Origin of the sequence: Actinomyces howellii, from assembly GCF_900637165.1 — a bacterium.
GTDB classification, from domain to species: Bacteria; Actinomycetota; Actinomycetes; order Actinomycetales; family Actinomycetaceae; genus Actinomyces; species Actinomyces howellii.
The window spans coordinates 2,371,719-2,384,065 of the sequence record NZ_LR134350.1 but is presented as its reverse complement, the minus strand read 5'-3'; the positions used below and the strand labels follow the sequence as shown (position 1 = coordinate 2,384,065).

Genomic DNA, 12,347 nt, shown 5'->3' with positions numbered 1-12,347 from the left:
GGCCGCCGGGCCCGGTGGCGGGTCAGCGCCGCAGGCGCATGATGCCGATGACGGTGACGACGAGCCCGGCCAGGCCGATGACGACGGCCCCCATGACGAGCATGCTGGCCAGCGGGACGCGGGACAGGTTCATCGGTGGTCCGATGACGACCTCGGCCGTGCCCTGGGGGCAGGTCACCGTGTGGGTGCCGGTCTGGGAGGCGGTGAAGGACGCGTAGGACGCGCCCTCGACCGACCGGTCGACGACCAGCTCGGCGCCGTCGGGGCCGGTGACCGTGCAGTCCTGCGTCGATGCGCTGACCTTGGCGCTGTACAGGGCCGAGGTCGTCCCCTTCTCCAGGTACACGGTGCCGTCCTCAGCCAGGACGGCACCCCCGGCCAGGGACCCGTCGAGGACCATCGTGACGGCCGAGACCGTCATGACCCCCGGGACGAGGAGCAGGAGGAGGAGCCCGACGACGAGCGTCCTCCACCTGCGTCTCCTCCGACCGGGCGAGGCCCCGCTCACCGGAGGGGCCGCGGGCGCCGTCTGCGCCGGTGAGGCCGGGCTCGCGTCGACACGCCGGGCGTAGGGGTCGTCCTCAGACAGTCCCCCGTCCACGGCGTGGGGGCGGCCGCCACGGTCTGCACGCTCAGCGCCGGCGGAACGGTCGGCGCGGCCAGCGCGGTCGGGACGGTCTGCGCGGCCAGGACGGTCGGCCTGTGAGGCCTCCTCCTGCTCGCGCAGGTAGGCGGCGAGCTCCTCGGGACTCAGCCGCTGGCCGTAGCGGGGGCCGCCGTCCTCGTCCTCGTAGCGCGCCATCGTGCCTCGGCTCAGGCCTGGCCGTCGGCCTTGGGGGCGCCGATCTTGCTGGCGACCTCGACGATCAGGCGCAGGATGAAGACCTCGACGCAGACCGTCGGCGCCTGGAGGAACAGGGTGGACAGGAACCTACCGACGTTGTAGTCGTCGAGGCCGTAGGTGTCTCCGGCGGAGTAGGCGTTGTAGAGCCAGCTGAGGACGTAGGCCACGGTCCCGATGATCATGACGATCTGGCCGTACCTCGCCGCAAAGGAGCGGGTGGCTGAGAACAGGCTCGAGAAGAAGGAGTCCGTGGCCACCGGGTACTGCTGGGGGGCCGCCTGGGGGGCGTTGGGGTCGTAGGCCTGCTGCTGGAAGGCCGGCTGCGCGCCTGCCGGGTAGGGCGCCTGCTGGGTGTAGGGCTGCGAGTAGGAGCCCGGGGCGGAGGCGGCGGAGGCCGGCGGGATGTAGGGCTGTCCGGGGTTCTGTGGCTGCGTCATCTCAGAGGTTCCTTCATGGTTGGGACGGTCGAAGACTACAGGTCCTGGCCAGCAGGCGCCCACGCGTTCCGGCACGCGACCCGCTTACCAGCCCCTGTGCAGGACCAGGCCCGTGCCCGGGCGCCCGGGCGGGGCGGGCTCGGTGCGCGCCGGGCGCGCGGGGCGGGGGCCGCGACCGGCGACCACCTGCACCTCGCCGTCGGCCGCGGCGGCGAAGACGCGCGCGACCGCGGCCTGTCGGGCGCGCAGGGCCCTGTTCTCCGCCTCGAGCTCCTCCAGGCGCCGCTCGAGCCCCAGGATCCTGCGGATCCCCTCGAGGTTGACGCCCTCCTGGCTGAGGTCCTGGATCCGGCGGAGACGTTCGACGTCCCGGTGGGAGTAGCGCCGGCCCCGGCCTGAGGTGCGCGCCGGCACGACCAGCCCGAGCCGGTCGTACTGGCGCAGCGTCTGGGGGTGCATCCCGGCGAGCTCGGCCGCCACCGAGATGACGTAGACCGGCCGGTCGTGGGCGTCCTGGGCGAGGAAGTCCACGCCCTGGCCGGTCCGCCGTCGGGCTCTCACTGCGCCGCCTCGCTCGCGAGCCCGGCGCGCGGGTCGTTGCCGTTCATGGCCGCGTCAAAGGCGCTCAGCGCCTCCTTGGCCTCCTTCGACAGCTTCTTGGGCACGGCCACCTGCACGGTGACGAGGAGGTCACCGGTCTTCTTGGAGGTGACCACGCCCTTGCCGCGCACGCGCAGGACGGTGCCCGACTGGGTCCCGGGCTTGATGCGGACCTTCGTCGAGGTCCCGTCGAGCAGCGGCACCTCGACGGTGGCGCCCAGGGCGGCCTCGGCGAGGGTGACCGGCAGGTCCATGCGCAGGTTGACGCCGTCGATGGAGTACACCGGGTGCTTGGCGACGGTGATCGTCACGACCATGTCGCCGTTGTCCCCGCCCGCGGTGCCCGGCCGGCCCTTGCCGCGCAGGCGGATCTTCTGGCCGGTGTGCACCCCGGCGGGGATGCGCACCTTCATCGTCCGCCCGTCGGCGAGCAGCTCGACGGTCGTGCCGGCCACGGCGTCGCGCAGCGACAGCGTGGCGCTGGTCAGGACGTCAGGGCCCTTGACCGGCTCGGGGTGGGAGCCGAAGCCGAAGCCGAAGGGGCTGCGGCTGCGCCGGCCGGTGCTGTAGCCGGCCTGGCCGGCCGCGCCGAACTGGCGCAGCAGGTCGTCGATGTCGACGTCGGGCCCGGCCGAGCCGGTCTGGCCGCCGAACATCGTCGAGAAGATGTCCTCGAAGCCCGTCCCGCCGCCGGCTCCGCCGGAGGTGAAGCGTGCGCCGCCACCGGCCATCGAGCGGATGGCGTCGTACTGCTTGCGCTCCTCCTCGTCGGAGAGCACCGCGTAGGCCTCGCCGATCTCCTTGAACTTCTCGGCGGCCGCGGCGTCGTCGGGGTTGCGGTCGGGGTGGTACTTCTTGGCGAGCGTGCGGTACGCCTTCTTGATGGCGGCGGGGTCGGCGTCCTTGGCGACGCCGAGGACGGCGTAGAAGTCCTTGGTCATCCAGTCCTGGCTGGCCATGGTCACCTCCTCCTCATGATGGTGATGGTCGTGATGATGTCTCCTCGTCCCCGGCTCCCCGCCGGTGGGGGCGCGCCTCCCGGGCGCGCCCCCACCGGCGGGGAGCCGGTCGGCCTCAGGCGGGGTTGGCCACCTGGACGCGGGCGGCGCGCAGGACGCGCTCGCCCAGGCGGTAGCCGGGCTGGAGGACGAGCATGATGCTGGGCTCGCTCACCTCGCTCGACTCGGTGGCCATGAGCGCCTCGTGGACGGTGGGGTCGAAGGGCTCGCCCACCGCGCCGAAGCGCGTGAGGCCGAAGCGGTCGGCCAGGACCTGCTCGAGCTTGCCCGCCGTCGTGGCGAAGGGGCCGGTCAGGTCCCCGTGCTCGTCAGCCAGCGCGATCTCGTCGAGGACCGGGATAAGGGCCTCGACGACGGCCGCCTGACCCGCCTCACGGTGTCCCGCCGCCGCCTCGCGCGAGCGCCGCACGAAGCCCTGGTACTCCTGCTGGAGGTTGTACAGGTCGGCGCGGGCCCGGGCGAGGTCCTCGGAGGCCTGGGCGGCCTCGGCCCGGAGCCTGTCGGCCTCGGCCGCCGGGGCCAGATCCCCTCCGGCCTGGTCGACCGGGCCGGCCCCGGCGTCGAGGACCTCGCCGGACTCGTCGAGCACGACTCCGTCGAAGGCGGAGTCGACGGCCTCGGCGAGCTCGGGGTCGATCGGCTCGCCCGGAGAGGGGGCCGAGCTGTTGTCGGCGCTCACTTGGAGTCCTCGTCGTCGACGATCTCGGCGTCGACGATGTCCTCGTCCTGGGAGTCCGAGCCGGCAGAGGCGCCCGCCTCCGCCTGGGTGCCGGCGGCCTGCTGCTCCTGGGAGTACAGGGCCTCGCCGATCTTGGGGGCGACCTCGTTGAGCTTGTCCTGGGCGGACCGGACGGCCTCGATGTCGGTGCCCTCAAGGGCCTTCTTGAGCTCGTCGACGGCGGCGCCGACCTCCGTGCTCACGGACTCGGGCAGCTTGTCCTTGTTGTCCTTGAGGAGCTTGGACACCGAGTAGGCCTGCTGCTCGGCCATGTTGCGGGTCTCGGCCTCCTCACGGCGCTTCTTGTCCTCGGCGGCGTGGGCCTCGGCGTCCTTGACCATGCGGTCGATGTCCTCCTTGGGCAGGGCCGAGCCGCCCGAGATGGTCATCGACTGCTCCTTGCCCGTCCCGCGGTCCTTGGCCGAGACGTGCACGATGCCGTTGGCGTCGATGTCGAAGGAGACCTCGATCTGGGGCACGCCGCGGGGGGCCGGGGCGATGCCGGTCAGCTCGAAGGTGCCCAGCGGCTTGTTGTCACGGGCGAACTCGCGCTCGCCCTGGTAGACCTGGATGAGCACCGAGGGCTGGTTGTCCTCGGCGGTGGAGAAGACCTCGGAGCGCTTGGTCGGGATGGCCGTGTTGCGCTCGATGAGCTTGGTCATGACCCCGCCCTTGGTCTCGATGCCCAGGCTCAGGGGGGTGACGTCGATGAGCAGGACGTCGGTGCGGTCGCCCTGGATGACCCCGGCCTGGAGGGCGGCGCCGATGGCGACGACCTCGTCGGGGTTGACGCCCTTGTTGGGGTCCTTGCCGGTCAGCTCGCGCACGACGGCCGACACGGCGGGCATGCGGGTCGAGCCGCCGACGAGGACGACGTGGTCGATGTCGGAGACCTGGACGCCCGCGTCCTTGATGACGTTGCGGAAGGGCAGCTTCGTGCGCTCGAGCAGGTCGGCGGTCATGTCCTCGAACTGGGCGCGGGTGAGGCGCTCGTCGAGGTGGATGGGGCCGGCCTCGCTCATCGACAGGTACTGCAGGTTGACGTCCGTGCTCGTGGCGCTGGACAGCTCCTTCTTGGCCTGCTCGGCGGCGTCGCGCAGGCGCTGCATGGCGATCTTGTCCTTGGACAGGTCGACACCGTTCTTGTCCTTGACCTGCTTGACGAGCCAGTCGACGATCCGGGCGTCCCAGTCGTCGCCGCCCAGACGGTTGTCGCCGTTGGTGGCGCGGACCTGGATGGTGGAGAAGCCGTCCTCGTCCTTGCCGACCTCGAGCAGGGAGACGTCGAAGGTGCCGCCGCCCAGGTCGAACACGAGGATGAGCTCGTCCTCCTTGCCCTTGTCCAGGCCGTAGGCCAGCGCCGCCGCGGTGGGCTCGTTGACGATGCGGTCGACGGTCAGGCCCGCGATCGTGCCGGCCTCCTTGGTCGCCTGGCGCTCGGCGTCGTTGAAGTAGGCCGGGACGGTGATGACGGCGTTGGTGACGGGCTCACCCAGGTAGGCCTCAGCGTCGGTCTTGAGCTTGGCCAGGATGCGGGCGCTGATCTCCTGGGGGGTGTAGGTCTTGCCGTCGATCTCGACGGTCCAGTCGGTGCCCATGTGGCGCTTGACCGAGGAGATCGTGCGGTCGACGTTCGTGACCGCCTGACGCTTGGCGACCTCGCCGACGAGGACGTCGCCGGACTTGGAGAAGGCGACGACCGAGGGGGTCGTGCGGCCGCCCTCGGCGTTGGGGATGATCGTGGGCTCCCCGCCCTCGAGGACGGAGATGGCGGAGTTGGTGGTACCGAGGTCGATACCGACGGCGCGTGCCATGTGCTGTGCTCCTTGCTGGCCCCGGGGGAGCCTGGTACTGACATTGAGTGGTTGTCACTCAGGATTGTGGTTGAGCGGAGGCTTGTCAACTTCGCTCACGACAACCTTGAGTCTGATGCACTCAACCTTCGGGGTGCTGTCGGTATTCCCGACGGATCGACGTGGCGATCCTCACGCTCACGGCCCCGGGTCGGGCGGTGCGCCCGGCCGGCGAGGAGACCCTCCGGCCACCGTGGCCGCAGGGCGCCGCGCTCCCGGCCGAGGCCCGGCACGCTCAGCCGCCAGCCCGCACGCTCAGCCGCCAACCCGGCCCTGTCCGCCAAGGGCCGACAACGGCAGAAGAACGACAGAAGCCAGGGCGACGGTCCGACGACGGGGGTCTCCCAGCCCGCCGGGACCATGCCCTGGCAACTGAGACAAGACTCCCGCTCCTCCCTGTGTCCTCCACGTCCCCCGCCTGTGATGACCCTGTGAGTCCGCCATCGCCACCCCTGGTCCTCAGGCCCTGGCGGCAGGGGTGAAGTCGGTTGTCAGGCCGGTCGGCGTCGACGCGTCCTGGATCTGTCCAGGCTCCCGGTCCGGTACTGCCGTCGGGCATCGGCCTTGGCACGATCACCGAGCACCCCGGAGCGCGCCAGAGTCGCCAGGTGTCACTGTGGACCACAATGGAGCTCCACCACCCCCGCCATTGACCGGAGAATCGGCGCGATTTCGCGGTTCCCATCGACCAGTGCGGCCGCCTGAACGGCCGATCGTGGTCCACGGTGACACTTTCGCGTCACGCGGCCGCCAATCACCTTCCGGCAAGCGCCCCAGCGGCCAGCCGCTCGACGCGCAGGGCCCGTCGCCGGCACACGGGATGCCGACTCCCCTGAGGAACGCAGGGGCGGCGCGCTCACCCCCGCTGAGAGCCTGTCAGGCCACCGCGCCCAGCCCGCGCGAGAAGAAGGGGATGCCTGAGAACCCGACCCGGCGTCCGCTTTGCGCACACACCCCGGCGTAGATGCAGTACGCCACGTGGAACACCGACATGAGCGCCATCAGCACGAGCGCGATATAGAAGAGATAGACGATGAAGGAGAAGTCGGGGACGGCCCCGAACGGATCGACACCCTGCTCCATGCTGGCCGCGAAGCTGTACAGCACGATCGTCGCCAGCAGGTAGGTCAGCCCCCAGTCCGCGGCCTTAAGTCCGTTGTACCGCGCGAGCGGTTGACCAGGCCCGCGACGATCATGGCCACCGACGCGGGCACCGACGCGAGCACCGAGACCAGCTCCGGGGCAGGCAACAACGCGAGCAGGCCGAACAGGCCGAGCAGCCACGGCACGATCCCTGGTGACGGGGGGCCAGGAGCCGGGTCCGGGCGGCCAGCACGGTGCAGGTCCACGAACCCTGGTGACGGGGGGCGAGGGGGACGCTGCCCCTGAGGCGCCACGCCGGGGCCGGAGGTGCTGGGCGGCTGGGGACCCGGTCGTGGGCAGGCGGGCGGCTGCGGATCACCGAGCACGCCAGCACCCGGCCCGGGGCGACCAGGCGGACCCCACAGCGGGGGGTCGGGTACCGCGGCGCCCGGCTGGGGGTGGGGACTCGCGTCCCCCTGGCCCTGCGCCGGGTATCTCGCGTCCCCCTGGCCCTGCGCCGGGTACGGAGAGCGACGCTGAAGGCTGTCCGGCGACGGGGACGGCGGGTAGTCGGGGTACGGCCGCCTGGGAGGCTGCTCACCCTCGTGCTGTCCGTGCTCGGACACCTCTGCCTCCCCTCGTGGACCCACAGGACCGGACGAGCCTCATCCGGGGCACCGCCACGAGGGGCCGGAACGAGAAACGGCGCCGGCCGGAACGCGACCCGGCGCCGGCCGGAACGCCACGAGGCGCTGGCCGGAACGCGACCCGGCGCTGGCCGCACCGGCGCATCGCCGGCTCGCACGAGGGTGACCGAGCCGCCCCTCCCGCGAGATCGGGACTAATGACACCTCGAGATCGGGACTAATGACACCCCGAGATCGGGACCAACGGCGACCCCGCCGGTGCCGGTCAGGGGCCCGCGCTCAGCCCGCGGGAGAAGAAGGGGATGCCGGAGAAACCGATCGGGCGTCGCTTCTCTGCTCGCACACCGGCGTAGACGCAGTACACGAGGTGGAACACCGTGACGAGCGCCCATGTCGTGATCGGGATGCCCAGGGGGAAGAACGACTCGACCGGATCCTCGTTCGCGAAGAGGCCCAGGAGGACGACGTGGCCACCGCACAGGAGCACCGTGGCCAGCAGGTAGGTCAGGCCCCAGTCCGCAGCCTTGGCTCCGTTATAGCGCCTCAGCCCAGGGACCTTACGGTGGGACAGCCCGGCGACGATCATGGCCACCGAGGCGACGACGGTGCTCAGGATCGGCACCAGCGTGAGCACGAGCAGACCGAGGAACCACGGCACGGAGCCGCCTGCCGGTGCCTGAGGGACGACGTCGCCGGGCGGCATGCCGGGACCCGCGTAGCCGGGTGCTCCAGCGCCAGGCTGCGGATAGCCAGGCGGATGCGAATAGCCGGGCGTACCCGACTCCCGCTGCAGGTACCCCGGGGCCCCAGCACTCGGCTGGGGGCAGGGTATGGCGTCAGCTGGCTTCTGCGTCAGGTACGGATAGCCACCTTGAGCTCCTGACGGCGGGTGGTGGGGACACGGCTGCCCATAGGACTGCTCGTCCTCGTGCTGCCCCTGCTCGGACATCTCGTCCTCCCCTCCTCACGTACGGCAACCAGCCGAGACTAGCCCCTGACACCTATGAGAGCGACACCGGCTCGGCACCCGACACCGTCTCACACGAGGATCACTGAGGTTTTCTCACCGGGGTGGGGCGTGCACCCGGCCTGATCGTTGGGATGCTGGGGGAGGGTGCGTGTCGTGTGGGGGTGCACGCGGGGAGCGCATCCAGGATGGGTTCTGACCAAAGAAGCACCCCTGAATGCGAGGTCCCCGCATGCTGTCCTATCGTGCCACCCTTGACGTGCCATCCGCTACCGCCCGAACCGTGTCGGCCTGGCTGGCGGCTCACCGCCGCTGGCACGACATTCGGCCTCATCAGAGGGCGGCGACGCCCTGGGTGCAGGCTGTGATGGTGCTGCGCTGGCTCAACGAGGCCACCAGCATGCGCACCCTGGCCCGAGACGCCGGCATCTCGATCGCCACCGCCTACAGGTACCTGCATGAGGCCCTCCAGGTCATCTCCTCCCAGGCCCCTGACCTGATCGAGGTCATCACCCAGCTGCGCCACAAGGGTGAGCCTTTCGTGTGCCTGGATGGCACCCTGATCCGCACCGACAGGGTCGCAGCCCGCACCGAACGGGGCAACCACTCGTGGTACTCGGGCAAGCACAAGGCCTTCGGGGGCAACGTCCAGGTCATCACCGACCACACCGGATTCCCGGTGTGGGTCTCGCCGGTCGAGCCGGGCTCGACCCACGACCTGACCGCTGCGCGCGCCCACGCGCTGCCCGCCCTGTACAAGGCCGCCTCCCAGGGCATGCCCACCCTGGCCGACAAGGGCTACATCGGCGCCGGCATCGGCGTGCTCACACCCGTCAAGGGCGCCAGACCCTGCCCCGACGACGCCACCTACAACCATCTGCACGCCAGTCTGCGCTCGCCTGCCGAGAGGGCCAATGCCATGCTCAAGCACTTCAAGGCCCTCCAACACGTCACCCTCGACCCGCACACCATCACCCACATCACCGCCACAGCCCTCGTCATCATCAGCCTCAACAAACAACCCCGGTGAGAAAGGCTCACTGATCCACCCCTCCCGCGAGATCGGGACATATGACACCCCGAGATCGGGACATAGTGCACGGTCATGTGCAGCAGGTCCCGATCGTGGCGTCAGGGCGGGCGAGATGGGAGAGCGGAGCGGCGCAGACCCGTAGGCTCCTGCCATGGAGGCTCGACTCAGACCCGCGTGCCCGCAGGACGTCGACGCCCTTGTCGGGCTGCGAGCGCTCATGTTCGCCGACATGGACGGCACGAGCACCGAGCACCTCCGTGAGGCGACCGCGGCCTGGGTCGAGGCGGCGCTGGCCAGTGCGGAGCATCGGATCGTCGTCGTCGAGGTCGACGGCGACGTGGTGTCCTGCGCGATGGCCCGCCTGGAGCACGGCGCTCCAGCACCGTCGTGCCCGAGTGGGACCAGCGCCGTCATCTTCACCGTCGTCACGCGGCGCCACGCCCGTGGTCGCGGTTACGCCCGGCGTTGCCTGGAGGCGCTGCTCGAGTGGGCCGCCGACCGCGCCGACCGCGCCGACCTCCAGGCCTCGGACCAGGGAGCGTCCCTCTACGCCTCCCTGGGATTCGCCCCAGCGGCCTACCGCTCGATGCGCAGGCCCCTCGATGGTTGATCCCACGGGGGTCGGTGGTGGTGGGCGGTCGGTGAGTGCAGGGTGGCGGTGTCGAGAGGGTGGCCGGCGAGGTGGTGGTGGGCGGGCGGGCATGTCGCGCGGGACCTCGCGCCTCCAGCCCCGTACTCGTCTCGGGCCGCCAGACTCTTCCCCGGGTTCACAGGAAGTGCATATGCAGGCCCTATCGCCGCCACACACGGGCCCGCCACGGTTGCACCATGACCAGCAAGCACGAGGCCGCTCCTGACGCGACCGAGCGACCCGCCAAGAAGAAGCACACCCGCCGCAACATCCTCCTGGGAGGCGCGGCCGTCCTGGGCCTGACCGCCACCGGCACGAGCGCGTGGGCGCTCAACCGATTCGTCATCGACCACACGGAGATCTCCGACGTGGCCGCCTACGAGGCCGCGAACTCCTCGGTGCAGTCCACCGCCCAGGCCACCGCGGCGGCGGCCACCGACATCGAGGTCACCGACACCTCCTACTCCTCGTCGAACACGACGATCACGATCGAGCAGGTCTCCACCGGGTCGGGCTCGGACACGATCACCTACTTCACCGCCGACATCACCGTGAGCGACGCGACGACGGTCCGCTCGGCCTTCGCCAACAACGAGTACGGCACGAACATCACCGCCAAGCCCTCCGAGATCGCCTCCGAGCACGACGCCGTCTTCGCCATCAACGGCGACTACTACGGCTTCCGCACCGACGGCATCCTCATCCGCAACGGCGTCATCTACCGCGACTCCGGGGTTCGCGACGGCATCGTCTTCTACACCGACGGCCGCGTCGAGGTCTACGACGAGACGACCACCGACGCCCAGACCCTCCTGGACGCCGGCGCCTGGAACACCTGCTCCTTCGGCCCGGCCCTCCTTCAGGGAGGCGAGATCCTCTCGGGCATCGACGACGTCGAGGTTGACACCAACGTCGGCAACCACTCCATCCAGGGCGAGCAGCCCCGCACCGCGGTGGGCGTCATCGACACCAACCACTACATGTTCGTCGTCGTCGACGGCCGCGAGGAGGGGTACTCCCGCGGGGTCACGATGACCGAGCTCGCTCAGATCATGAAGGACCTGGGCTGCCAGGCTGCCTACAACCTCGACGGCGGCGGCTCCTCGGCCATGTACTTCAACGGCTCGATCATCAACCAGCCTTCCAACGGCGGCGAGCGCGACACCTCCGACATCCTCTACATCGCCAACGGAGCCTGACATGTCCGTCTCGACCCGACCCGGTACCGGTTCCTTCCCGACGCGTCGCCGCATCCTGGGCGAGGGCATGACGCGCCACAGCCGACCGCTGGCCTCCGGCCCCTCCCCGCGGCGCACCGCGCGCCGCATGACCGGGGCGATCCGGGCGGTCGAGATCCCCGCGCCACCGGTCGAGCTCGTCGTGCTCGTACCCGCCTACCGGCCGGACATGCGCCTGGCCCGGCTCGTGGCCGACCTCGGGCGCCGCCTGCCCGGCTGCCAGGTCCTCGTCGTCGACGACGGCTCAGGGGCGGCCTTCGAGGAGGTCTTCGCCGCCGCCCGCGCCGCCGGGTCCTGGCCCCAGGCCGACGTCGTGTGCGCCGACGCCGACGGCCAGCACACGCCGGCTGACATCGCGGCCGTCGCCGCCCGGGTCCGGTCCACCGGACGCATGACGCTGGGGGTGCGCATGTTCACCGGACAGGTGCCCCTGCGCAGCCGGATCGGAAACGACGTGACCGCGCTGCTGTTCCGCGGCGCCACGGGTTGGAGGCTGCGCGACACCCAGACCGGTCTGCGCGGCTACCCGGCCGGATGCCTCGACTGGCTCCTCACGGTTCCGGGCAACCGCTACGAGTACGAGCTGAGCACGCTTCTGCGCGCCCACGAGCTCGGCCTGGGCGTCGAGGAGGTCGAGATCGAGACGATCTACGAGCTCGGCAACACCTCCTCGCACTTCCGCCCCCTGGTCGACTCGGCGCGCATCTACGCTCCGCTGCTGCGCTTCGTCGGGGCGAGCCTGGCGAGCTTCGCGATCGACTGGCTGGCGGTCATGGTGCTCTTCGCGCTCACCGGCAACCTCCTGGCCAGCGTCGTGGGAGCGCGCCTGACCAGCGGCACGTGCAACTTCTTCCTCAACCGACGGGTCTTCCACGCCGCCCCGGGGACCGTGGGCCGCACGGCCCTGCGCTACGTCACCCTGGCCCTCACGCTGCTGGCCGCCAGCTACGTCGCGCTGTGGACGCTCACGGGCCTGGGGGTCCCGCTGGGCGTCGCCAAGATCATCGGCGACGGGTCGATCTACGTGGCCAGCTACCTCGCCCAGCGGCGGGTCGTCTTCCGCTAGCGGGCCTGAGCCCGCCCGGCGGGCGCCTGCGGGAGGGGCGGACGGCTCTCGGGCCGTCCGCCCCTTCCGCGTGCCGGGCGGACGGCGCGGGCCGGGAGGGCAGCGCAGACGGCGCGGACGGCGCGGGCCGGCGCGGGCAGCGCGGACGGCGCGGGCCGGCGGCCCGCCCAGCACGGCAGGACACCCGCCCGGCCCGGCCCGGTCCTCGGGC

Annotated in this window: 12 protein-coding genes; 4 read left to right on the top strand and 8 right to left on the bottom strand. The window is 71.1% G+C overall.

Annotated features, from left to right (window positions below):
* Positions 1-22 precede the first annotated feature (22 nt).
* The 8 genes from EL245_RS10000 to EL245_RS09965 form a co-directional block, all read right to left on the bottom strand.
* Positions 23-802 (bottom strand): hypothetical protein, encoded by a 780-nt coding sequence (locus EL245_RS10000; protein ID WP_126383003.1) that lies wholly within the window; start codon positions 800-802, stop codon positions 23-25.
* Positions 803-813: 11 nt separating this feature from the next.
* Positions 814-1,281, bottom strand: coding sequence for a hypothetical protein (locus tag EL245_RS09995; RefSeq protein ID WP_126383002.1), 468 nt, complete (start codon positions 1,279-1,281; stop codon positions 814-816).
* 84 nt (positions 1,282-1,365) lie between these two features.
* A complete protein-coding gene (locus EL245_RS09990; RefSeq protein WP_126383001.1) occupies positions 1,366-1,842 on the bottom strand; it encodes a heat shock protein transcriptional repressor HspR in 477 nt (158 codons plus the stop codon).
* Entirely contained in the window at positions 1,839-2,840 is a 1,002-nt protein-coding gene (locus EL245_RS09985) for a DnaJ C-terminal domain-containing protein (RefSeq protein WP_126383000.1), read from the bottom strand. Before EL245_RS09985 ends, EL245_RS09990 begins: the two co-directional genes overlap by 4 nt.
* A 115-nt stretch (positions 2,841-2,955) precedes the next feature.
* The gene (locus EL245_RS09980) at positions 2,956-3,579 is read right to left on the bottom strand and encodes a nucleotide exchange factor GrpE (RefSeq protein WP_126382999.1); all 624 of its coding nucleotides are present in this window, start codon (positions 3,577-3,579) and stop codon (positions 2,956-2,958) included.
* The gene (gene dnaK, locus EL245_RS09975; protein ID WP_126382998.1) at positions 3,576-5,432 is read right to left on the bottom strand and encodes a molecular chaperone DnaK; all 1,857 of its coding nucleotides are present in this window, start codon (positions 5,430-5,432) and stop codon (positions 3,576-3,578) included. Before dnaK ends, EL245_RS09980 begins: the two co-directional genes overlap by 4 nt.
* 915 nt (positions 5,433-6,347) lie before the next feature.
* On the bottom strand, positions 6,348-6,578 hold the full coding sequence (locus tag EL245_RS09970; RefSeq protein WP_126382997.1) for a hypothetical protein: 231 nt from the start codon (positions 6,576-6,578) through the stop codon (positions 6,348-6,350).
* Between the two features lie 888 nt (positions 6,579-7,466).
* Positions 7,467-7,904, bottom strand: a complete 438-nt coding sequence (locus EL245_RS09965) for a hypothetical protein (protein ID WP_126382996.1) — start codon at positions 7,902-7,904, stop codon at positions 7,467-7,469.
* Between the two features lie 496 nt (positions 7,905-8,400).
* Here EL245_RS09965 and EL245_RS09960 point away from each other — a divergent pair, with 496 nt between their 5' ends.
* The 4 genes from EL245_RS09960 to EL245_RS09945 all read left to right on the top strand — a co-directional run bounded on the left by EL245_RS09960 (position 8,401) and on the right by EL245_RS09945 (position 12,136).
* Positions 8,401-9,198, top strand: a complete 798-nt coding sequence (locus EL245_RS09960) for a transposase family protein (protein WP_126381755.1) — start codon at positions 8,401-8,403, stop codon at positions 9,196-9,198.
* A 154-nt stretch (positions 9,199-9,352) separates the two neighbouring features.
* Positions 9,353-9,811 (top strand): GNAT family N-acetyltransferase, encoded by a 459-nt coding sequence (locus EL245_RS09955; protein WP_126382995.1) that lies wholly within the window; start codon positions 9,353-9,355, stop codon positions 9,809-9,811.
* 218 nt (positions 9,812-10,029) lie between these two features.
* Complete coding sequence (locus tag EL245_RS09950) at positions 10,030-11,031, top strand: phosphodiester glycosidase family protein (protein ID WP_126382994.1); 1,002 nt, start codon at positions 10,030-10,032, stop codon at positions 11,029-11,031.
* Position 11,032: 1 nt separating this feature from the next.
* Positions 11,033-12,136 carry a GtrA family protein gene (locus EL245_RS09945; RefSeq protein WP_197719405.1) on the top strand — a complete coding sequence of 368 codons (1,104 nt, stop codon included), beginning with the start codon at positions 11,033-11,035 and terminating at the stop codon, positions 12,134-12,136.
* The last annotated feature ends 211 nt before the right edge of the window (positions 12,137-12,347 follow it).